The following is a 21,531-nucleotide window of genomic DNA, read 5'->3' on the forward strand; positions in this document are numbered from 1 at the left end:
CATATTACGGCGGGCTGCTTCAGCGGGCGGTTTGCCCAGACGCAAAACGGGGGCGTGCATCCCAGTGGATCCACGCCCCCGTCCTGAACTCGATCTAGTTGCGAGCCGCGTTCTTCTTCTCGGGATCGATACCCAACTCGAAAATCGCCTGCTGCGCCTTGTGCGCGTCAAACTGGCCCCAGCGCGAGAGCTGCGAAATCGTCGCCGTGACAATCGACTCCGCATCCACTTCGAAGAAGCGCCGCAGGTAGGGCCGCGATTCGCTGCGCCCAAAACCATCGGTGCCCAGGGAAGTCAGGCGCCCGCTCAGCCAGGGAGAAAGCTGGTCCGAGACCACCTTCATGTAATCGCTGGCCGCTACGATCGGACCCTGGGTCCCTTCCATCACCTGCTGGATATACGGCTTGCGAGCCGGTTCAGCCGGGTGCAGCCGGTTCCAGCGGTCGGCATCCAGCGCTTCACGCCGCAGTTCGTTATAGCTGGTGACGCTCCACACATCGGCCGTGATCTGGAACTTCTCCCACAGAATCTTCTGCGCGCGCAGTGCCTCGTTCAACATCGAGGCGCTGCCCCACAGCTGAGCCTTGGCCGCACCGTTCTCGCTGGCATGTACTTTGTAGATGCCCTTGAGGATCCCTTCGCGTGAACCCTCCGGCATCGCCGGCTGCGCATAGTTCTCGTTGCACAGCGTCAGGTAGTAGAAGACATCCTCGTTCTGCCCGTACATCCGGTGCAGGCCGTCCTGGATGATCGTCGCGATCTCGTACGCATACGCCGGATCGTAACTCACGCAGTTTGGTACGGTTGAGGCCAGCACATGGCTGTGGCCGTCTTCGTGCTGCAGGCCTTCGCCGTTCAGGGTAGTCCGGCCGGCCGTGGCGCCCAGCAGGAAGCCGCGTCCGCGGGAATCCCCAAACGCCCAAATGGCGTCGCCCACGCGCTGGAACCCAAACATCGAGTAGTAGATGTAGAACGGAATCATCGGGATGCCGTAGTTGGCATACGCCGTGCCCGCCGCCGTAAAGCTGGCCAGCGAACCCGCTTCGTTGATGCCCTCTTCCAACACCTGGCCGTCGGTGGCCTCCTTGTAGTACAGGAACTGTTCACTGTCCACCGGCTTGTACAGCTGGCCGGAAGGCGCGTAGATCGAAATCTGGCGGAACAGGCTCTCCATGCCGAACGTGCGGGCTTCGTCCGGAATAATCGGAACCACCAGCTTGCCCAGCACCTTGTCCTTCAGCATTTGCTTCAGGATCGCCACAAAGGCCATCGTCGTCGATACCGGACGGCCGCCGCTGCCACCCAGGGAGTCGTTGAACTCCTCCATCGGCGGCGTCTCCAGATGCAGCGGCTTCACCTGCCTGATCGGCAGCGGTCCGCCCAGCACCTTGCGGCGCTCCTTCAGATATTTCATCTCCGGAGAGTCTTCAGGAGGACGGTAGAACGAAACGGTGTGCACCGTCTCCTCGGGAATCGGAACCTTGAAGCGCTCGCGCAGCTTCAAGAGTTCGTTCTCGTTCATCTTCTTCTGCTGGTGCGTCGTGTTGCGACCTTCACCAGCCTCACCCATGCCATAACCCTTGACCGTTTTGGCCAGGATCACCGTCGGTCCACCTGTGTGCTCGTACGCCTTCTTGTAAGCGTTGTAGACCTTGACCGGATCGTGGCCGCCGCGCCGCAGGGCGAAAATCTCGTCGTCGGTCATGTCCTCGACGAGTTCGAGCAGTTCCGGATACTTGCCGAAGAACTCGCTGCGGACATAGGCGCCGCCGCGTGCTTTGAAGGTCTGGAATTCGCCGTCCACACACTCGTGCATGCGGCGGATCAGCAGGCCCGTCTTATCTTTTTCCAGCAGGCGGTCCCAGTCGCTGCCCCAAACCAGCTTGATCACGTTCCACTGGAAGCCCCGGAAGACGCCTTCCAACTCCTGCATAATGTTGCCGTTGCCGCGTACCGGGCCATCCAGCCGCTGCAGGTTGCAGTTGATCACGAAGATCAGGTTGTCCAGCTTCTCGTTGGCCGCGATCTGCAGCGCACCGCGCGATTCCGGCTCATCCATCTCGCCATCGCCCAGGAAAGCCCAGATCTTGCGGTTCGTCTTGGGCATCAACCCGCGATTTTCCAGATACTTGCAGAAGCGCGCCTGGTAGATGGCATTGATCGGGCCCAACCCCATGCTGACGGTCGGGAACTGCCAGAAATCGGGCATCAGCCAGGGGTGTGGGTAGGAGCTAAGGCCAGGAGTCTCACGCAACTCGTGGCGGAAATTCTTCAGGTGCTCTTCGCTCAGGCGCCCTTCGAGAAAGGCTCGCGAGTACATGCCCGGCGAGGCGTGGCCCTGAAAATACACCAGGTCACCCGGCTGGTCGCCGCCCTCCGAGGCAATCGAGCCCCGGAAGAAGTGATTCATGCCCACTTCATACAGCGTGGCGGAAGAGGCGAAGGTGGAGATATGACCGCCAATGCCGTCGTCGTATTTGTTCGCACGCACGACCATTGCCACGGCATTCCACCGCACAATGCTCTTGATGCGCCGCTCCAGTTCCCGGTCGCCCGGGTAGGGGACTTCATCATCCACCGCAATGGTGTTCAGATAGGGCGTGGTGACGCCAAGGGCGGCAGGCACGCCCTGGGTTGCTGCATTCACTGCGAGACGTTCGAGCAGGTAGCGGGCCCGCTCCGGGCCGCCCTCTTCGATCACCTGATCGAGTGCTTCGAGCCACTCCTGCGTCTCAACAGGATTCAAGTCTTCCGGCTTTTCTACTTTGTTTCTGAGCATGGGATCCAGAGGGGACAGCTACTTTGATTTTACCCTGATTCCGGCGACGTACGGGGTCCACTTTATCGATGCATAAACTTCGCGGTAGGACGCTGATAACGGCGAAAGAAGGGCGGACACGATCTCGGGGCCCGCATTGGCGCTCTCCACCAGCTTAATCCGGACTCGGCTGGCTTTGGGGCGGCGGGTCCCCCAGCCAATCCGGATCCTGTCCAACATAGTCAAGAATAGCTATAAGCGACCGCTGGAAATACGCCGCCAACACCGGATCCACCTCGGCCAGGGCCGCCAGCTGGTTCAAAACCGCCGGGCGCCGCGACATCGAAGCCGGACTCAGCCAGGCCTTCCGTCCATGCGCCCGCTGGCCGCGAATCGCCATTTCCACTACCAGGCTCAGCATCCGCCTCGAATCCAGTTGACTCAGCCCCGACGCCCGCAGGCTCCTCATCGCTCCATCCAGAACAGGCGGCAGCAACGAATTCGCAGCCATCAGGCCCGCCCCGTACAGCGCTTTGCATTGCGGCTTCAGCTCGATACAGCTCATCCGCGCCTGCGCCGCCCACTGATTCATCACCCGCACCGCCGCCGCGTCTCCTTCGATCACCAGCACACCCCGCTCCCGCGATGGCGCCAGAGTCACTGAGCCGACAGCCGCCCGCAATGCTCGCATCGGCTGCAGTGCCTCGGCGTCGAGATCATCGTCTATCAAAGCCAGAGCCTTCGATTTCCACGAAATCTGGCTCTCCACCAGCATCGACAGGATAGCCGGCAGTTCGCAGGCCGGCGCCTGCACCAGCACCAGCCTGCACCCGCCCAGTTCCTTCGCGTCGGCCGGGTGGCCGGCCCTCAGGGCATTCGCATAGCGCGAGGCCAGGCGGCGGCTGGAGGCCACCACCGGACCCAGGTCGCTCACTAGAGACGGATAGCGTATCAGCGGAGATTCAGTCATTCGCCCCGAGGCGATCAGTCCCAGCGGCAGGGGTTTGCTCATAGGGAGTTGGCGACTTCAATGCCTTGACTCGATCACGATACTGCGCGGCCTTCTCAAATTCAAATGCTTTCGCAGCTTCGCGCATCTTGCGCTCCAGGTCCTCAATCAGCGTGTTCCGCTGTTCCACGCTCAACAGCTCGACTTCCTCATCTCCAGCCAGCGGAGGAGTGACGTAATCCATCTCGGCCACCGCGATGAGACTCATATCGATCGGTTTCACGATCGACTGCGGAGTAATGTTGTTCTCCACGTTGTAATCCACCTGGATGCGCCGCCGGCGGTCCGTCTCCGATATCGCCCTCTTCATGCTGTCTGTCATGACATCCGCATAGAGAATGGCCCGCCCGTTCAGATGCCGCGCCGCTCGCCCAATGGTCTGGATCAGCGAGCCCGTCGACCGCAGGAAGCCTTCCTTGTCCGCGTCCAGAATCGCCACCAGCGAAACTTCGGGCAGATCCAGCCCCTCCCTCAACAGATTCACTCCAATCAGGACATCGATGTCGCCGCGCCTCAGATCCCGCAGGATCTTCACGCGATCCAGCGCCGACACCTCCGAGTGCATATAGGCGTTCTTCACGCCCAACTCGGCATAATACTCGTGCAGGTCTTCCGCCATCCGCTTCGTCAGCGTGGTAATCAGTACCCTCTCGTTCTCCGCCACCCGCTTCCTGATCTCGTGCAGCAGGTCGTCCACCTGCCCCTTGATCGGCCGCACCTCCACCGGAGGATCCACCAGGCCCGTCGGCCGGATCACCTGCTCCACCACCACACCCGCCGTTCGCTTCAGCTCAAACGGACCCGGCGTCGCCGACACATACAGCGTCTGGTGCACCCGGTTCTCAAACTCCTCAAATGTCAGCGGCCGGTTGTCCAGCGCGCTCGGCAGCCGGAACCCAAAGTTGACCAGCGTGTTCTTGCGCGACCGGTCACCGTGATACATGCCCCCGATCTGCGGCACCGTCTGGTGGCTCTCATCGATCATCAGCAGCGCATCGGCCGGCAGGTAATCCAGCAGTGTCGGCGGCGGTTCGCCCGGCAGTCGCCCGCTGAAATGCCGCGAATAATTCTCGATTCCGTGGCAGTAGCCCATCTGCCGGATCATCTCCAGGTCGAACATCGTCCGCTGGTACAGCCGCTGCGCCTCGATCAGCTTGCCCTGCTTCTCCAGTTCCTTGTGCCACCACGCCAGTTCCTGCTCAATGCTCTCCACCGCCTCCTGCTTCGTCTCCGGCGGCATTACGTAGTGCGTCTTCGGGTAAATGGGCAGGCGGACGTAGCTCTCCTTCACTTGCCCCAGCAGCGGATCGATCTTCGACAGCGCCTCGATCTCATCGCCCCATAGCTCAATCCGATAGGCGTCGTCATCGTAAGTCGGCCAGATCTCGATCACGTCGCCCCGCACACGGAACGTCCCGCGCCGGAAATCGAAGTCATTGCGCTCGTAGAGAATTTCCACCAGCTTCGAGGTGATCTGCTCGCGCGGCATCCTGTGGCCCTTCTCCAGCATCAGCAGCATGCCGTAGTAGGCTTCCGGCGAACCCAGGCCGTAAATGCAGCTCACACTGGCCACGATGATGCAGTCCCGCCGCTCAAACAGCGTCTTGGTCGCCGCCAGCCGCAACTTGTCCAATTCGTCGTTGACGGTTGCTTCCTTCTCGATATACGTATCCGAAGCCGGTACGTACGCCTCGGGCTGGTAGTAGTCGTAGTAGCTGACGAAATACTCCACCGCGTTCTGTGGAAAGAATGTTTTGAACTCCTGGTATAACTGCGCCGCCAGGATCTTGTTGTGCGCCATGACCAGCGCGGGCCGCTCCGTCTCCTGGATCACCTTCGCCATCGTGAAGGTCTTGCCGGAGCCAGTCACGCCCAGCAGCACCTGATGCTGCTCGCCGTCGTTGATCCCCCTGACGATTTGTTCGATTGCCTGGGGCTGATCGCCCCGCGGTTGGTAGTCGATGCCGAGCCGGTATGCCACGATTTCCAGTATAAGGAGCGCGCTCAGAGCTTTTTGCCGAGGTCCGACTGCGCGTTGAATTCACAGCCGATCATCGCCGAGAGCGCCAGCAGGTACATCCACACGCACAGCGCCATCACTGCCCCGATGCTGCCATACAACAGATTGTAGTTGGCGATATTCCGCACATACCATGCAAACACCAGCGTGATGCCCAGCCACAACCCGGTCGCCACCAGCGAGCCCGGCCATACCTTGCGGCCCTTGCCCGCATCCGGACCAAACAGGTAGAGCATCGCCGTCACCACTACAATCGTGCCCAGCGCCAGCACATACCGCACCACCAGGCTCACCAGCTTCACCCCGCCCTTCAGCGTCTCGCCCGCATCCAGCAGGCCCAACAGCCGCATCGCGCCGTTCTCCGCCATATCGCCGAACAGCATCAGCGCCGAAGCTCCCACTACGGGTCCAATGGCCACCATCACCAGCCACATCGCAATGCCCCGGTTGTGTAACATGCCCCGGCCGCTCTTTCTTTGATAAGCCGCCTGGAAACCCTCCATCAGGCTCATCATCACGCCCGACCCCGCCCACAGCGAGAGCAGGATCGCCAGGATCGGCAGCGCCAGCGGCCGCGTGCCGTGTGACAGGATCTGCCGGATCAGGTCACCCACTCCCGGCGGAACCACCTTGAACAGCGCGCCCACGATCTTCATCGAAAGCGTGCCCGCGTTCACGTGAACCAGAATCGCGGTCGTCGTGGTCAGAATCGGGAAGAACGCGAGCAGCGCCGAATAGGCCGCGCCTTTGGCGAAACCCAGGCTGCCGTGCTCATAGGCGCACAGCACTGCACGGCGGAATCTGCTCCAGTTCTGGCTCACTTCAACCGGCAATTATCCCAAATCCAAGGCCGGTATCTTCGACTCGGTATACTGTGGCTGGAATCTGCACTCCATGCGCCGCTTCTTCTTGCTGCTATTCATCCCCATCTGGGGACAGGCACAGAGCTTGGAGCATCCCGTACCCCTGCTCAATGGCGAGCCGTTGCTGCTATTCAAATACTCCGGCTCCGCCTCCGCCGCTGGTGCGGAGATAGTTCCGGTTGACGGCCCGGGCTTCCAGTCCGCCCTTCGCCTCACCACACGTGCGCTGCCGGCCAACCCCTGGGATAACCGGATTCGCGTCCTGGGCGGCGCGCCGGTTCGGAAAAACGACGTCATCGTCGCCTCGTTCAACATACGGTGCATCGCCCCCGAAGATACGGGCTGCGTCACCCGCCTCAACGTCGAGCGTCGCGACTCGCCCTACACAAAATCCGCCAACACAACGCTCCTATCCGGAACCACCTGGAAACAATTCAACCTCATATTCCCCATGGCGGAAGACTACGCGGCCGGTGGCTACTCTCTCGATTTCTGGATGGGCGAGCAGTTGCAAGTGGCTGACCTTGCAGGGATTTCGTTCCTCAACTACGGTCCCGGGATCACTGCGGCCGACCTCGGCATCGACACCGCCTACGACGGCTCCGCCCCGGACGCAGCCTGGCGCTCCGCCGCCCTCCAGCGCATCGACGAAATCCGCAAAGGCAACCTGGCCGTGCTCGTCCTGGATGCCGGCGGCAATCCCGTGCCCGGCGCCTCCGTCCACGTCCGAATGAGGAAACATGCCTTCGGCTTCGGCTCAGCCGTGGCCGCCGATCTCCTGCTGGGAACTTCGCTCGACAGCGAAAAGTACCGCCAGTTCATCCTCGATAATTTCAACCTCGTTGTCTTCGAGAACGATCTGAAGTGGCAAGGCTGGGAATCGAACCGGCAGCGCGCCCTCAACGGCATCCGCTGGATGCAGGACCACGGCATCTCGAAGATACGCGGCCACAATCTGGTCTGGCCCGGCTGGCAGTACCTGCCCGCCAGCGTGAAGGCGCTGGAAAGCGATCCGGAAGCCCTCCGCCGGCGGATCCTCGACCATATCCAGGACGAGGTCTCTGCAACCAGCGGCACCCTGATTGACTGGGATGTCATCAATGAGGCCTACACCAACACAGACCTCCAAAAGATCCTCGGCGACGCTGAGATGGCGGCCTGGTTCCGCCAGGCTCGTCTCTTCGACCCAACGGTGAACCTCTTCATCAACGACTACAGCATCCTCAGCTCAAACGGGGTCGATTTCGCCCATCAGAACGGTTTCGCCCGGATCATCGAGAACCTCGATGCCCTCGATGCCGGTGTGCAGGGTATCGGCATGCAAGGCCACTTCAGCACCCCGACCCCGCCCGAGACCATGCTTCGCATCCTCGACCGCTTCGCTCGCTATGGCAAGCAGATTGAGATCACCGAATTCGACTTCAACACCACGGACGAGGCGTTGCAGGCCCAGTTCACCCGCGATCTCCTCATCACCGCCTTCAGCCATCCCGCCGTCACGAATCTCCTGATGTGGGGCTTCTGGGAAGGCCGCCACTGGCTGCCCGTCGGCGCCATGATCCGCAGGGATTGGACCACCAAACCAAACTTCGATGTCTGGCGGCAACTCGTCTACGGTGCCTGGTGGACCGACGAAACCAACCCCACCGGGCCCGAAGGCGCAATGGGACTTCGCGGGTTTCTCGGAGACTATGAAGTGGAAGTGACCGCCGGCACCCAATCGAAAGTCGTCTCATTCACCCTTGCGGCGGGAGACAATCTCGTGACGGTCCAGTTGGAGCCCGCACCCTGACGCAATCCCCGCAAAAATCGCATGATAGGGCCCGGATTGGGCGCATGGGTTGATCCAAGACCCGCAGGTTCGATATCTTGGAGTTTCCCCATCCATCATGGATGTCTTCTCTCTCACACGCGCGCTGGTGGACATCGAGTCCATCACCGGGAATGAAGAGCCGGTCGGAGACTACCTGCTCTCGCTTCTCGGTGAGTTGACGCGCGCCCACAACGGCCACCTCGAAGCCATCGAAGTCGAACCCCGCCGTTTCAATATTTTTGCCTGCTTCGGCACCCCCATCGTCACCCTGTCCACCCACCTGGACACCGTGCCGCCCTTCTTTCCGTCGCGTGAAGACGAGGCGAACATCTGGGGCCGCGGCGCCTGCGATGTCAAAGGCATCATCGCCGCCATGCTCTGCGCTGCCACTGACCTCCTCACCGAAGGTGTCCGCAATTTCGGGCTGCTCTTCGTCGTCGGCGAGGAACGCAACAGCGCCGGCGCGTATCACGCCGCCAAAACTCCGCGCGGCTCGAAATTCATCATCAACGGCGAGCCCACTGAGAACCAGTTGGCACTGGGCAGCAAAGGCGCTCTCCGCTACGAACTCAAAGCCTCCGGACGCATGGCTCACTCGGCCTACCCGGAGCTCGGCGAATCGGCCATCGAGAAACTGCTCGATGCCCTCCAGCGCATCCGCGCCATCGCCCTGCCCATCGACGGAATCCTCGGGCCCTGCACCCTGAACATCGGCCAGATTCAGGGCGGCCGCGCACCCAACGTGGTGCCCGATGCCGCCGAGGCCGCCTTGATGTTCCGCCTGGTCGGTGATCCCGAGCCTGTCCGGACCGCCGTCACCACGGCCGCCGGCGCGCTGGCCGAGGCTGAGGAGATTTTGTGCATTCCCGCGATCCATCTCGGCTCGCTGGAAGGCTTCGCAACCACGGTGGTGGCCTACACCACCGACATCCCGGCGTTTGGCGGCGCCTGGGGCCAACCTTTTCTGCTGGGACCCGGCACCATCCATGTCGCCCACACCAGCGAAGAGCGCGTGCCCAAGGCGCAGCTTCTGGAAGCAGTCACCATCTACAAGACTATGGTGAAGCGCCTCCTCACCGCCTGAAGGCCGGCCAACTCCACCGGCTGCCAGGCGACAAGCGGGAGATACCCGTACCCTCAAGCCGGTTTGACAGAAGGAAGTAATGGACATGAACAAGAAGATCGAAGTCGGCGTGCTAGGCGCCACCGGTATGGTGGGGCAGAGCTTCGTGAAGTTCCTCGAAGGCCATCCCTGGTTCGAACTCACTTGGGCCGGGGCCAGCGACCGCAGCGCGGGTAAGAAGTACGCCGAAGCCACTTCCTGGCGTCTCGACGGCTCCATGCCGGAACGCGTCGCTGCCCTCACCGTCTCCGACTGCAAGCCCGGCAACGGCGCACCCAAGCTCATGTTCTCGGCCATGGACGCCTCTGTCGCCACCGAAATCGAACGCGCTTTCGCGGAAGCGGGCCATCTGGTTGTGTCCAACTCCAAGAACCACCGCATGGAATTGGACGTGCCGCTACTGGTGCCCGAAATCAATCCCGATCACCTCCGCCTGCTCGCCGCCCAGAAGGCCCGCGGCTGGAAGGGCGCCATCGCCACCAATCCCAACTGCAGCACCGTCGCCCTCACCATGGGCCTCGCCCCCCTCATGCCCTTCGGCATCGAAACCATCATCGCCACCACCATGCAGGCCATCTCCGGAGCCGGCTACCCCGGCGTCCCCTCCCTGGACATCATGGGCAATGTGATCCCCTTCATCGGCGGCGAAGAGGCCAAAATGGAGATCGAAACCCAGAAGATCATGGGTACCTTTGCCGGCGACCACATCGAACCGCTCCCGGCCCGCATGAGCGCTCATTGCAACCGCGTTCCCGTCGTCGACGGCCACACCATCACCGTCAGCGTCGGCCTGCGCAACAAGGCGTCTCTCGCCGAGATCCTCGCCGCCTATCAGAACTACACCTCCGTCCCGCAACAGCGCAATCTGCCCAGCGCCCCCAAGAAGCCGGTGCTCTACCTCACCGAGGAGAACCGGCCGCAGCCGCGCCGCGACGCCATCCGCGAAAACGGCATGTGCGTCACCGTCGGCCGCCTGCGCGAGTGCCCCGTGCTCGACTACAAGTTCGTCTGCCTGGGCCACAACACCATTCGAGGCGCAGCCGGAGCAGCCGTGCTCAACGCCGAACTGATGTATAGCGAAGGCCTTTTAGACTAAGGCCCCACCGGAACCGGGGCCCGCTGGTCATGGGCCCCTTCAGGAAGAACCCATGATCGTAATGAAGTTTGGCGGCACCTCCGTGGAGAGCGCCGCGGCGATTGAGCGGGTGGCCGGCATCATCCGCCCGCGTTTTGAACAGCGGCCCCTCGTCGTGGTCTCCGCCATGGGCAAGACCACCAATAAGCTGCTGGCGGCCGCCGACAAGGCTGCTGCCGGCAACCTGGCCGATGCTCTCCGCGACGCCGAGGACCTGCGCGGCTTCCACCGCACCGAAGCCGGTAAGATCATTCCCACCGAGAGCGCCTCCACCATGGAGCTCGTGCTCGAGAACAACTTCGAGGCCCTGGAAACCACCCTCGAAGCCATCGCCACCGCCGGCCAGATCACCCCCCTGCTGTGGGACGAAGTCTGCAGTTACGGCGAGCGGCTCTCCTCCGCCCTGGTGGCGCTGGCGCTGCCCGCCTTCGGCCTGCCCGCGGCCCACCTCGACGCCCGCTCCGTCCTCATCACCGACAGCCGCCACACCCAGGCGCTGCCCCTCTACAGCCGCACCTACTCGCGCTTCAAGGAAAAGGCCGTGCCCCTTATGCAGGGCCGCGTCGTCATCATGGGCGGCTTCATCGGGGCCACCGCCGACGGCGTCACCACCACCCTCGGCCGTGGTGGCAGCGACTTCTCCGCCGCCATCGCCGGAGCCGGCATCGGCGCCGAAGAAATCCAGATCTGGACCGACGTCGACGGCATGCTCACCTGCGATCCGCGAGTCCTGCCCGGCGGCCATCTCGTCAAAAACATCTCCTTCGCCGAAGCCGCTGAACTCGCCTACTTCGGCGCCAAAGTCCTCCACCCCGCCACCGTCCAGCCTGCCATCGAGAAGAACATCCCGGTGCGGATCCTCAACTCCCGCCGCCCCGAGGTCGCCGGCACGCTCATCGTGGCCGACAACGTCGAGTGCCGCAACTCGGTCAAGTCCATCGCCTGCAAACGCGACATCACCGTCGTCAACATCCGCAGCCTCCGCATGCTGATGGCCCACGGCTTCCTGCGCCGCATCTTCGAGGTCTTCGACCGCTACCGCACCCCCGTCGACATGGTCTCCACCTCCGAAGTCAGCGTCTCGCTAACCATCGATCAAACCCAGTACCTCGCCGACATCGAGGCCGAACTCTCCAAGATCGCCGAAGTCACCGTCGTCCCGAACCAGGCGCTGATCTGCCTCGTCGGCGACGCTCTACGCGAAACCCCCGGCATCGCCAAACGCATCTTCTCCGCCTTGGAGACCGTGAATATCCGCATGATCACCCAGGGCGCGTCCCTGCTCAATGTCAGCGTCGTCGTCGATGGCGCAGACCTCGTGCGAGGCGTCGAAGCCCTGCACCAGGAGTTTTTCCGCGATTTGGATCCGGAGGTTTTCCAGTGAAACTGGCTCTCATCGGCTACGGCAAAATGGGGAAGATGCTCGAAGGTCTCGCCCCCGAGTACGGCTTCGAGGTCACCCTCATCCTCGACATCCACAACAACGTGAACGGCTCCGGCTTCACCGCGGAGAACTTCCGCGACGTCCACGCCGCCATCGAGTTCACCGCGCCCGACGCGGCCGTCGCCAACCTGGAAAAACTTGCCGTCCTGCGTGTTCCCACTGTCGCCGGCACCACCGGCTGGTTTGGCCAGCTCGATCACGTCCGGCAACTCTTCGAGAACAACCATGCCGGCCTGGTCTACAGCCCCAACTACTCCATCGGTGTGAACATCTTCCAGCGCATCGTGGCTGAAGCCGCCGTCTGGATGCAGCAGCAGCCCGCCTACGAAGCCTGGGCCTGGGAGCTCCATCACAGCGCCAAGAAAGACGCCCCCTCCGGCACCCTCCTGAAGCTCGTCGAGGGCATGCGCGCCGCCGGCTATCACAACCACGTCGACGTCGCCAGCAATCGCGCCGGCGCCGTACCCGGCACCCACGAAATCGGCTTCGACTCCGCTGCCGACACCATCACCCTGCGCCACACCGCCCGCAGCCGCGAAGGCTTTGCCCGCGGAGCCCTGCACGCCGCCAGGTGGATCGCCGGCAACAAAGGCGTCCACGAATTTAGCGAGATTCTGTTTTCGTCCGAACCCCAGTCGTAGAGCAGCGAATCGAAAGGATTAGACATGTCTCAATTCCAAGGTTGCGGCACCGCGTTGGTGACGCCCTTTCACCCGGATCAAAGCCTGGATGAGGCCTCTCTGCGCAAGTTGGTCCGGCGTCAGATCGAGGCGGGCATTCACTTCCTGGTGCCCTGCGGCACTACCGGCGAAAGCCCCACCCTCACGCACGCTGAACACCTCCGCGTCGTCGAGATCACTCTCGAAGAGGCCAAAGGCAAGGTGCCCGTCCTCGCCGGTGCCGGCGGCTACAACACCGCCGAAGTCATCGCCCTGGCCAAAGAGCTCGAAGCCCTCGGCGCCGACGGCCTCCTCTCCGTCACCCCCTACTACAACAAGCCCACCCAGGAAGGCCTCTACCAGCACTACCAGGCCATCGCCGCGTCCGTGAAGGTGCCCATTGTCGTCTACAGCGTCGCCGGCCGCACCGGCGTCAATGTCGAGCCCGCCACCCTGCGCCGCCTCGCTGAAATCGACAACATCGTCGGCGTCAAGGAAGCCAGCGGCAACATCGCCCAACAGGCGAACCTCTGCGCCACCTTGCCCGAATCCTTCGACATCCTCAGCGGCGACGACGCCATCACCATCGCCCTCGCCGGCCTTGGCGGCAAAGGCATCATCTCCGTCGCTTCCAACGAAATCCCCGGAGTCATGGCCGCCATCGCCCACCACTGCCTCAATGGCGATTTCGCCGCCGCCCGCGCCCTCCAGCGCCAGTGGCTCGCCCTCATGGAAGTCAATTTCATCGAATCGAACCCCATCCCCGTCAAGGCCGCCATGGCCCGCATGGGCCTGCTCCAGCCCGTCTGGCGCCTCCCGCTCGTCCCGCCCTCCGACTCCGCCATGGCCAAGCTCGAAGCCGTACTGCTCAGCACCGGACTCATCGCCAACTAGGAAACCAAGCATGCAAAACGGAATCGAAACGCTGTTCGACAATCCTCCGGCCGCTTACTCGCCCGCCGATCACGGCCTCTTCGCCCGCTTCAAGGACGCCCTCAACGAAGGCAGCATCCGCGCGGCCGAACCCGACCCCTCCACCCCCAGCGGTTGGCGTGTCAACGGCTGGGTCAAAAAGGGCATCCTCATCGGCTTCCGCATGGGCGTCATCGTCGATATGTCCATCGACACCGTCCGTCAGCCCTGGTTCGACAAAGACACCTACCCCGTCCGCACCATAGCCGTCAATAGCGGCGTCCGCATCGTGCCCGGCGGCAGCTCCATTCGCGACGGCTGCTTCCTCGGCCGCGGCGTCACCTGCATGCCGCCCATGTACATCAACGTAGGCGCCTATGTCGGCGACAGCACCATGGTCGATTCCCACGCCCTCATCGGCTCGTGCGCCCAGATCGGCCGTAGTTGCCATATCTCGGCCGCTGCCCAGATCGGAGGCGTGCTCGAGCCCATTGGCGCCCTCCCCGTGGTCATCGAAGACGAAGTCCTGGTCGGCGGCAACACCGGAGTCTACGAAGGCACTATCGTGAAGACCCGCGCCGTCCTCGGCACTGGCGTCATCCTCAACCGTTCCACGCCCATCTACGATCTGGTGAAAGGCGAGGTCTACGCCGCTACCGACGACCAGCCGCTCATCGTGCCGGAAAACGCCGTCGTCGTCTCCGGGTCTCGCGCTGTCACCCGCGGCAAGGGCCAGGAATGGGGCATCTCGCTCTATACCCCCGTCATCGTGAAGTACCGCGACTCTAAGACCGACGAGAAGATCCGCCTCGAAGACTATCTTCGATAGCCGCCAATGTCAGCTCCGCCGCGCGCTGCCACGTAAACGGTGCAGCGCGCAGCGGACCATCCTTTGGAGCCGCCCCCCGCACCAGCTTCCGCATCGCCTCCAGCATCGCCTCGTCGCTCTCCGGATCAAACAGCAGCGCCGACCCGCCCGTCAAACTCCTCAGCGGCTCGATATCTCCGCAAGCCACCGGCAGCCCTGCCGCCATCGCTTCCAGCACCGGCATCCCGAACCCCTCGAATCGCGACGGATAAATGAACCCGGTCGCCCGCCGGAACAGCTCGTATAACTCCGCCCGCGGCACCCAACCCTTCAGCTCCACTGAACCCTCCAGGCCCAGTGCGCGCACCAGTCCTTCCACTTCGCCCGTCACGAAGCCCTTCACCCCCGTCAGCACCAGGCTCAACCCCGGTTGCTCCTGCACCAGCCGCTGGAACACCCGCAGCAGCCGCTCGTGATTCTTGTGCGGATGCGTGGTCGAAGCGCACAGCAGATACCCGCCGTCTGCCCGCCGCGCGGCCAGTTCGAAGAACTCCGGCTCCACCCCGTGATGGACCACCGAGATCGACTTCGGGTCCAGCGTATAGAACTTCAGCAGGTCGTCCCTCGTCGCTTCGCTCACCGCGATCAGCCGCCGCGACCGGTGCGCCGAGGCCCACAACAGCAGCCGCCAGAACGGCAGGTCGAACCACCGAAAGAACTCCGGATGCCGCTTGTGCTGCAGGTCGTGGAACACCGTCACCTGCGCCAGCCTGCTCAGCAGCGGAGCCGTGAACCCCGGGTTCAGCACCACGTCGATCCGTGCCCGCCGCAGCACGCCCGGCAATCGCAATTGCTCGTAGAGAATCCGTCCCGGCCGGCTCGTCGCCGTCACCGGCAATTCCACGCACTCGCGCCCCATCCGCCCGGTTTCGCGATTCGTGAATACAACAATCTCGTGCTTCGAGATCCGCTCCATCGCCTCCAGCAGCCGGCGCAGGTAGATCTCCGTCCCGCCGACTCCGCCGGGGATCAGATACAGCGCGTTCACCCCGATGCGCACTGGGACGCTACTTCCTGCCCAGGGCGTTCATCGCGGCCGCCTTGCCCTGAATGGCTGCCGGATTCTCGGGATCCCGGTGCAGCGCCGCCTCAAAGTCCGAGAGCGCCTGCTCATGCCGGCCCATCGTGAAGTACACGTTGCCTCGATACACCCAGATCATCGCGTCGCGCCGGTTCAACTGCAGCGCGTGATTCAGCGCATCCAGCGCCAGTTCCGGCTGGTTGCGCTTCCCGTAGATCATGCCCATCGTCGACCACGCCGTCGACGTGTTCTCCAGCTTCGTCGCCTCCTGCAGCCGCGCAATCGCCCCCGGCACATCCTCGGCGCAATCCAGCGCCAGCGCCCAGTCGACCAGCAACCGGTAGTCCGGCTTCTGCAGCTGCGACGCCGTCTTGTAGTGCTCCAGCGACTTCGAACATTCGCCCTTCTCGTAATACGAGTACGCCAGTTGGAACTGTGCCCGGTAGTTCTTTGGGTTCTCTTTGACTGACTCCACCCACATCGCCTGCGTGCTCGTATAAAGATCGCTGCGGAACATCGTCAACACCGTCAAAACCGCCGCCAGCGCGGCCAGGCCCGCCACCTTCGCCCCGTTCAGCGTCCAGCGCGACAGGAACTCGCACACAATCAGCAGCAGGCCGATCGAGGCGAAGTAAACGCGGCGCTCCACCAGCGGATCCGCAATCGGCAGGATCGACGAGGTCGGGGTCAGCAGCACAAAGAACGTCAGCACGCCCAAAGACGCCAGCGGATACTTCTTCCGCCACACGAACGCCGCGCCCACTGCCGCCACAATCGCCAGCAGCCCCAGCCACGACAGCACGTTGCCCGGAGCCTTCGTGATCGGGAACCCGTGGTCCAGGTTCTGCCCATAGGGAGCCACAAACAGCCGCACATACACCCACACCACCTGGAACTGCGTGAACAGATAGTCGAGCGGCGAAAAACTCAGCGACGAACCGGCCGTGCCCTCGTGGCTGGCCAGTCGGTACACAAACACTCCGCCCGCCAGTCCGCCCGCCAGCAGCGGAGCATACAGCCGCCAGTTCTTCACGACACCTTCCCACGGCGATCCCGTGTGGAAGTACAGATCCGTCAGCAGCAGCACCCCGGCCATCGCCACCGCCGTCTCCTTGCTCAGCGCGCCCAGGCCGATCAGCAGCAGCACCAGGATGGCGTGTGCCCAGGAAACCTCAGCCTCCTTGCGCCGCAGGAACACCAGCAGCGCCGCGAAGCTGAAGAACACGCTCAACACCTCGCTCCGGCTCGCGATATACGCCACCGCCTCGGTCTGCAGCGGATGCAGCAGAAATACCGCCGCGCCGAAACCAGCGCTCACCACCACGCCCCGGCCCGCGCGCCCCGCGCGCTCCAGCAGCGCTTTCAGGATGAAGTACACCAGCAGCGCGTTCACCAGGTGCAACAGGAAATTCTCCACGTGGTAGGGCGTCGTATTCATCGCCCACATGTCCCTATCGGCCAGCAGGCTGATGTTGGTCAGCGCGCGGACACCGCGCCGCAGGAACTCCGTGTAATTGATCCCCTGCCCGCGGCTCATCATCGGCAGGCTCAAATCGTCGAACAGGAATGGGCCGTTCAGGGCGGGGAAGTAGGCAATCAACGCCAGGATCGCGGCCGTCAATGGCGCCCACCAGGGCAGGCCCGCCGCCGGGATACTCACGGGCGCCGCCGCCGCACTGCGCGGCACGTTCTCAGTGTTTCGCTTGCTGTTCTTCATTCTGTCGTTGCAGTTTGTACTCGAGAATCGCCACCCTCTGCGTAAGGGTGATGTTCATGTCTTTCAGTTCTGAGATCGCGCGCGAGAAGCGGTAAAACACGCCCAGAAACACAATCAGGATCAGGAACAGCAGCGTAATCGCCGGTTCCTTCAGCTCAATATAGCCGGAGAGCCGCACCAGCAGCGGACCGCTCCGCGACAACGCAATCAGCGCCACCGCCGCCGCCAGCCAGCTCACGGAATGCTCCACCCGGATGTGGTCGCGCCGCAGCGAGCGCAGCACAATCACCAGCAGCAGCACGCCCAGGCCCGTCAGGATGTCCAGCAGCAACTCCATGTCGAACTACCCCTGGCCCTTCCTGGCCCGCCCGTCAAACCGCAGGATGTTGATGAACACACCCAGCAGCACATGGATCACATAGTAGACCGACTTCATCGCCGTGATCGAGCTTCTACCCGCCATGCGCTTCCGCATCCGGCACGGCACTTCCTCAAACCGGAACTTGCGCCGCTGCAGCACCACCAGCGTCTCGATCTCGGGATACTCCAGCGGGAAACTCGAACTGAAGACCGACAAAGCCTTCACGTTCACCGCCACGAAACCCGAGGTCGGATCCGTCACCGGCCGCCCCAGGATCGGCCGCAGCAGCATCCGGAAAAAGTGGATGCCAATCTTGCGGATCGGATGCGTCTGCAGCCCGCCGGACTCCTTCGCCCGGACGCCAATCACCATCTCGCAGCCCGTCGACCGCAGCTTCTCCAATAACCGCCAGATGTCCTTCGGATCGTGCTGCCCGTCTCCGTCAATCCGGATCACCGTGTCGTAGCCTTCCTCGAAAGCCAGCATGTAGCCCGCCTGCACACAGCCGCCCAGTCCCAAATGACAAGGCAGTTGCAGCACCCGCGCACCCGCAATGAGAGCCTGGTCCACGGTCGCGTCCTCAGAACAATCGTCCGTCACCAGGATCTGCAGCTCCGGGTACGTCTGCCGGACCTCGGTGACGACGCGTGCAATCGCGCCCTCTTCGTTGAAAGCCGGGATGATCAGCAGCGTGCGTTCGTCAATCACAGCGCGGCGACCTCTCTCACCGTGATGGCGTGCCGCTTCAGTACTTCCTTGAACTCCGCCGCGCTGATCTTCCGTGTCGCCGCAATCCGCGCCCGCTGCCGCAGCAGCGTCGGCAGGCTCCGCAGCAGGTCCAGGTGCGCCTTCACCACCAGCCACGGCAGTTGCAGTCCGCTGCCGCCCGCCGTCCGGAACTCGGCCGCCTTCCCCTGGCCCGTGAACAGACCCGCCGCATGCCAGAAATACCGCACCGTGGCGTAAAACGGAGCCGCCAGCAAGCTACTCAACGGCAGGCATCGCACAGCCAGCCGCAGCCGGTTCCGCTCCACAAACCACGCCTTGCGCGCCGAGGCTGCTCCACTGCTCTGCGAATACGCATGCTCCACAATCGCCGTCGGAACATACAGGCAGTTCCAGCCCGCCCACCGGCCTCGTAAACCCAAATCTGTGTCTTCGCAGTACAGAAAGAAATCCTCTTCAAACAGCCCGGCCTCGTCGAGCATCTCACGCCGGTACACCGCCGCGCAGCCGCTGGGCAGCAGCGCTTCGCCCGCTTCCGAAAACCCGTCGCCCGCGGTGCCGTGGCCCCGCTGCTTCGAACTCCCGTCGCCCGCTATCAGCATGCCCGCCGAATCCAGCCGGCCCGTTCCGCTCAGCCGGATCCGGCCCGCCGCCATTCCTGCCCGCGGACTCCCGTCCAGCGCCTTCACCATCTCTTCCAGCCAGCGCGCATCGGCCACCGCGTCGTCATTCAGCACGGCCATGTACTCCGCCGGAGCCAGCCGGAAGCCCTGGTTCACCGCCGCGCCAAATCCTACATTCGTCTTATTTTCGATCAACCGAAACCGGTAGCGGGCCGCCCCGGTCGCATGAATCCGCCCGCACCCGCTGTTATCCACCACCACCACCGTAACCTCCGGCAGCGTTTGGCCTTCCAGCGATGCCAGACACTCCGTCAGCCGGCGGTCTCCTGCCAGTGTGGGAACGACAACCGTGACGCGGCCGGGCTTCAAATATTAATTCTACGCGAAAGAGCCGAGGCGATTCCTCGGGATACAATACCTCAAATGGCTATCAAGACTACCGTCGTGGGCAGCTACCCCATTCCGCACTGGCTGCCCGGCGACACCTCGCGCACCACGCTCCGTGACGCCATCCTCGTCGTGCTGAAAACCCAGGAACTCGCCGGCATCGACGTCGTCGCCGATGGAGAGTTGAACCGCTTCGACCCCGGTCACCCCGAGACGAACGGCATGATCGACTACTTCGTCTCCAAAATGGACGGCATTCGCACCCGGTTCTCCCTCGAGGACATCGAGGCCTTCCGGGCCGATCAGGGCCTCACCTATCGCTCCGATCCCGCCGGCATCGTCACCGGTTCCATCAGCGGCGGCACCCTCAACCTGCCCCGTGACTTCGAGTTCACCCGCAAACTCACCAGCCAGCCCCTCAAGTTCACCTGCACCGGGCCGCATATGCTCACCAAGGTGCTCACGGACCGGCACTACAAATCGCGCCCCGACCTCTGCATGGCCATCGCCGATGTCCTGCGCAAACAGTTGACCAACATCGACGCCGATATCGTCCAACTGGATGAAGCCAATATCAGCGGCCACCCCGAGGACGCCGAATGGGCCCTGCCCGCCCTCAACCATGTCCTCGAAGGCATCGCCGGCGTCCGCGCTCTCCATATCTGCTTCGGCAATTACGGCGGCCAAACTGTACAAAAAGGTTTCTGGCAGAATCTCTTACCGTTCCTGAATGGCTTGCAGGTCGACCACCTCGTGCTCGAGTTCGCCCGCCGCGGCTACTCCGAGCTCGAGCACTTCAAGGACCTGAATCCGCGCATCGGCATGGGCCTCGGTGTTGTCGACGTCAAGGACAATGGCGTCGAATCGGCCGACCTCATCGCTGAACGCATCGAATTGGCCGCGGGCGTTCTCGGTCCCGAACGCCTCCATTACATCCACCCCGACTGTGGATTCTGGATGCTCCAGCGCAACGTCGCCGACCGCAAAATGGCGGCGCTGGTGGCAGGTAGAAATCTGTACGAGGGGAGAAGTTAAGTAGTGAACAAGTTGTACTTGAGCCTGCCGCTCACCGCGGCACTCCTGATGGGGCAGGGCGCGCCTGAAGGCACGCACCTCACCAACCTGAAGAAACTCACCAACGGGGGCCAGAACGCCGAAGCCTACTGGGCCCCCGACGGCAAACGCATCATCTTCCAGACCACCCGCGAACCCTACGGCTGCGATCAGATATTCGTCATGAATGCCGACGGGTCCGATCAGCACCTGGTCTCCACCGGCAAGGGGCGCACCACCTGCGCCTACTTCCTCAAGGACAACCGCCACATCGTCTACGCCTCCACCCACGAGGCGGCCGAAGCCTGCCCCACCCCGCCCGACCGCAGCAAAGGCTACGTCTGGGGCGTCTTTGCCGGCTACGACATCTATGTCGCTGACGACACAGGCAAAAACCCGAAGAAACTCACCTCCACCCCCGGTTACGACGCCGAAGCGACCGTGAATTTCGCCCAGAACAAGATCGTCTACACCTCGCTCGCCTCGGGCGATCTCGAACTCTGGCAGATGAAACCGGATGGCTCCGGCAAGAAGCAGCTCACCAAACGCGAAGGCTACGATGGCGGAGCGGTCTTTTCCCACGACGGCAAACAGATTGTCTGGCGCGCCACCGATCCCGGCAACCCCAAGGCAATGGCCCGCTATAAGGAGCTCCTCAAGGAGAACCTGACCGAACCGATGAAGATGGAACTCTTCGTCTCCGACGCCGCCGGCAAGAAGGTCCAGCAGCTCACCAAGTTCGGCTGCGCCTCGTTCGCACCCACCTTCACTCCGGACGGCAAGCAGATCATCTTCTCGTCCAATAAGCACAACTGCGACGGACGCAAGTTCGAGCTCTACCGCATCAATACCGACGGTTCCGGCCTGGAGCAGATCACCAATTTTGGTGGTTTTACCTCCTTCCCCGAGTTCGCCCCCGACGGCAAAACCCTAGTCTTTGCCACCGACTACCAGACCACCCAGCGCTACGAGTTCAACATCTGGACCGCCGCCTGGAAAGACTAGGGCTCGCCCGCTTTGATAAACTTTCAGCCAGCCA

The 21,531-nt window shown here is 62.9% G+C and carries 18 protein-coding genes; 9 read left to right on the forward strand and 9 right to left on the reverse strand.

Features of this window, described 5'->3' with window-relative positions; genetic code table 11:
- Window positions 1-94: 94 nt before the first annotated feature.
- The 4 genes from aceE to ACR9Y2_RS35555 form a co-directional block, all read right to left on the reverse strand.
- A complete protein-coding gene (gene aceE, locus ACR9Y2_RS35540) occupies window positions 95-2,779 on the reverse strand; it encodes a pyruvate dehydrogenase (acetyl-transferring), homodimeric type (RefSeq protein ID WP_435046652.1) in 2,685 nt (894 codons plus the stop codon).
- 154 nt (window positions 2,780-2,933) lie between these two features.
- On the reverse strand, window positions 2,934-3,770 hold the full coding sequence (locus ACR9Y2_RS35545) for a hypothetical protein (protein ID WP_435046653.1): 837 nt from the start codon (window positions 3,768-3,770) through the stop codon (window positions 2,934-2,936).
- Window positions 3,721-5,748 (reverse strand): excinuclease ABC subunit UvrB, encoded by a 2,028-nt coding sequence (gene uvrB / locus ACR9Y2_RS35550; RefSeq protein ID WP_435046654.1) that lies wholly within the window; start codon window positions 5,746-5,748, stop codon window positions 3,721-3,723. Before uvrB ends, ACR9Y2_RS35545 begins: the two co-directional genes overlap by 50 nt.
- A gap of 23 nt (window positions 5,749-5,771) precedes the next feature.
- Window positions 5,772-6,620 (reverse strand): YihY/virulence factor BrkB family protein, encoded by an 849-nt coding sequence (locus ACR9Y2_RS35555; protein WP_435046655.1) that lies wholly within the window; start codon window positions 6,618-6,620, stop codon window positions 5,772-5,774.
- 61 nt (window positions 6,621-6,681) lie between these two features.
- On the opposite strand from ACR9Y2_RS35555, the gene ACR9Y2_RS35560 reads away from it, so the two are divergent.
- The 7 genes from ACR9Y2_RS35560 (at window position 6,682) to ACR9Y2_RS35590 (ending at window position 14,565) form a co-directional block, all read left to right on the forward strand.
- Window positions 6,682-8,442 (forward strand): endo-1,4-beta-xylanase, encoded by a 1,761-nt coding sequence (locus ACR9Y2_RS35560; RefSeq protein ID WP_435046656.1) that lies wholly within the window; start codon window positions 6,682-6,684, stop codon window positions 8,440-8,442.
- A gap of 97 nt (window positions 8,443-8,539) precedes the next feature.
- Window positions 8,540-9,547 (forward strand): M20/M25/M40 family metallo-hydrolase, encoded by a 1,008-nt coding sequence (locus tag ACR9Y2_RS35565; RefSeq protein WP_435046657.1) that lies wholly within the window; start codon window positions 8,540-8,542, stop codon window positions 9,545-9,547.
- 85 nt (window positions 9,548-9,632) lie between these two features.
- Entirely contained in the window at window positions 9,633-10,682 is a 1,050-nt protein-coding gene (asd, locus tag ACR9Y2_RS35570; protein WP_435046658.1) for an aspartate-semialdehyde dehydrogenase, read from the forward strand.
- Between the two features lie 52 nt (window positions 10,683-10,734).
- Complete coding sequence (gene lysC, locus ACR9Y2_RS35575) at window positions 10,735-12,105, forward strand: lysine-sensitive aspartokinase 3 (protein ID WP_435046659.1); 1,371 nt, start codon at window positions 10,735-10,737, stop codon at window positions 12,103-12,105.
- The gene (locus ACR9Y2_RS35580) at window positions 12,102-12,806 is read left to right on the forward strand and encodes a 4-hydroxy-tetrahydrodipicolinate reductase (protein ID WP_435046660.1); all 705 of its coding nucleotides are present in this window, start codon (window positions 12,102-12,104) and stop codon (window positions 12,804-12,806) included. The genes lysC and ACR9Y2_RS35580 overlap by 4 nt, the downstream gene beginning before the upstream one ends.
- 24 nt (window positions 12,807-12,830) lie before the next feature.
- The gene (gene dapA / locus ACR9Y2_RS35585; RefSeq protein ID WP_435046661.1) at window positions 12,831-13,718 is read left to right on the forward strand and encodes a 4-hydroxy-tetrahydrodipicolinate synthase; all 888 of its coding nucleotides are present in this window, start codon (window positions 12,831-12,833) and stop codon (window positions 13,716-13,718) included.
- Window positions 13,719-13,728: 10 nt separating this feature from the next.
- A complete protein-coding gene (locus tag ACR9Y2_RS35590) occupies window positions 13,729-14,565 on the forward strand; it encodes a 2,3,4,5-tetrahydropyridine-2,6-dicarboxylate N-succinyltransferase (protein ID WP_435046662.1) in 837 nt (278 codons plus the stop codon).
- Here ACR9Y2_RS35590 and ACR9Y2_RS35595 read toward each other — a convergent pair.
- Genes ACR9Y2_RS35595 through ACR9Y2_RS35615 form a run of 5 tightly spaced genes read right to left on the reverse strand, consistent with a single transcriptional unit; the run spans window position 14,522 to window position 19,421 of the window.
- Window positions 14,522-15,604: a glycosyltransferase family 4 protein gene (locus ACR9Y2_RS35595; protein ID WP_435046663.1), complete on the reverse strand. Its 1,083-nt coding sequence runs from the start codon at window positions 15,602-15,604 to the stop codon at window positions 14,522-14,524. The genes ACR9Y2_RS35590 and ACR9Y2_RS35595 overlap by 44 nt on opposite strands.
- 7 nt (window positions 15,605-15,611) lie before the next feature.
- Window positions 15,612-17,342, reverse strand: a complete 1,731-nt coding sequence (locus tag ACR9Y2_RS35600) for a tetratricopeptide repeat protein (RefSeq protein ID WP_435046664.1) — start codon at window positions 17,340-17,342, stop codon at window positions 15,612-15,614.
- On the reverse strand, window positions 17,317-17,679 hold the full coding sequence (locus tag ACR9Y2_RS35605) for a DUF2304 family protein (protein WP_435046665.1): 363 nt from the start codon (window positions 17,677-17,679) through the stop codon (window positions 17,317-17,319). Before ACR9Y2_RS35605 ends, ACR9Y2_RS35600 begins: the two co-directional genes overlap by 26 nt.
- 6 nt (window positions 17,680-17,685) lie before the next feature.
- Entirely contained in the window at window positions 17,686-18,411 is a 726-nt protein-coding gene (locus ACR9Y2_RS35610; RefSeq protein ID WP_435046666.1) for a glycosyltransferase family 2 protein, read from the reverse strand.
- On the reverse strand, window positions 18,408-19,421 hold the full coding sequence (locus ACR9Y2_RS35615; protein WP_435046667.1) for a glycosyltransferase family 2 protein: 1,014 nt from the start codon (window positions 19,419-19,421) through the stop codon (window positions 18,408-18,410). The genes ACR9Y2_RS35610 and ACR9Y2_RS35615 overlap by 4 nt, the downstream gene beginning before the upstream one ends.
- A 54-nt stretch (window positions 19,422-19,475) precedes the next feature.
- Here ACR9Y2_RS35615 and ACR9Y2_RS35620 point away from each other — a divergent pair, with 54 nt between their 5' ends.
- Together ACR9Y2_RS35620 and ACR9Y2_RS35625 are read left to right on the forward strand one after the other, a co-directional pair.
- Complete coding sequence (locus ACR9Y2_RS35620) at window positions 19,476-20,474, forward strand: cobalamin-independent methionine synthase II family protein (RefSeq protein WP_435046668.1); 999 nt, start codon at window positions 19,476-19,478, stop codon at window positions 20,472-20,474.
- Between the two features lie 3 nt (window positions 20,475-20,477).
- On the forward strand, window positions 20,478-21,497 hold the full coding sequence (locus tag ACR9Y2_RS35625; protein ID WP_435046669.1) for a TolB family protein: 1,020 nt from the start codon (window positions 20,478-20,480) through the stop codon (window positions 21,495-21,497).
- The last annotated feature ends 34 nt before the right edge of the window (window positions 21,498-21,531 follow it).

It is taken from the genome of Paludibaculum fermentans (assembly GCF_051172195.1).
GTDB classification, from domain to species: domain Bacteria; phylum Acidobacteriota; class Terriglobia; order Bryobacterales; family Bryobacteraceae; genus Paludibaculum; species Paludibaculum fermentans_A.

What these genes read in the sequence shown, in the direction of transcription:
- dapA (WP_435046661.1), top strand. Translation starts at nt 12,831, where the DNA reads ATGTCTCAATTCCAAGGTTGCGGCACCGCGTTGGTGACGCCCTTTCAC.
- ACR9Y2_RS35545 (WP_435046653.1), bottom strand. Translation starts at nt 3,770, where the DNA reads ATGAGCAAACCCCTGCCGCTGGGACTGATCGCCTCGGGGCGAATGACT.
- ACR9Y2_RS35560 (WP_435046656.1), top strand. Translation starts at nt 6,682, where the DNA reads ATGCGCCGCTTCTTCTTGCTGCTATTCATCCCCATCTGGGGACAGGCA.
- asd (WP_435046658.1), top strand. Translation starts at nt 9,633, where the DNA reads ATGAACAAGAAGATCGAAGTCGGCGTGCTAGGCGCCACCGGTATGGTG.
- lysC (WP_435046659.1), top strand. Translation starts at nt 10,735, where the DNA reads ATGATCGTAATGAAGTTTGGCGGCACCTCCGTGGAGAGCGCCGCGGCG.
- ACR9Y2_RS35590 (WP_435046662.1), top strand. Translation starts at nt 13,729, where the DNA reads ATGCAAAACGGAATCGAAACGCTGTTCGACAATCCTCCGGCCGCTTAC.
- ACR9Y2_RS35600 (WP_435046664.1), bottom strand. Translation starts at nt 17,342, where the DNA reads ATGAAGAACAGCAAGCGAAACACTGAGAACGTGCCGCGCAGTGCGGCG.
- ACR9Y2_RS35605 (WP_435046665.1), bottom strand. Translation starts at nt 17,679, where the DNA reads ATGGAGTTGCTGCTGGACATCCTGACGGGCCTGGGCGTGCTGCTGCTG.
- ACR9Y2_RS35565 (WP_435046657.1), top strand. Translation starts at nt 8,540, where the DNA reads ATGGATGTCTTCTCTCTCACACGCGCGCTGGTGGACATCGAGTCCATC.
- aceE (WP_435046652.1), bottom strand. Translation starts at nt 2,779, where the DNA reads ATGCTCAGAAACAAAGTAGAAAAGCCGGAAGACTTGAATCCTGTTGAG.
- ACR9Y2_RS35620 (WP_435046668.1), top strand. Translation starts at nt 19,476, where the DNA reads ATGGCTATCAAGACTACCGTCGTGGGCAGCTACCCCATTCCGCACTGG.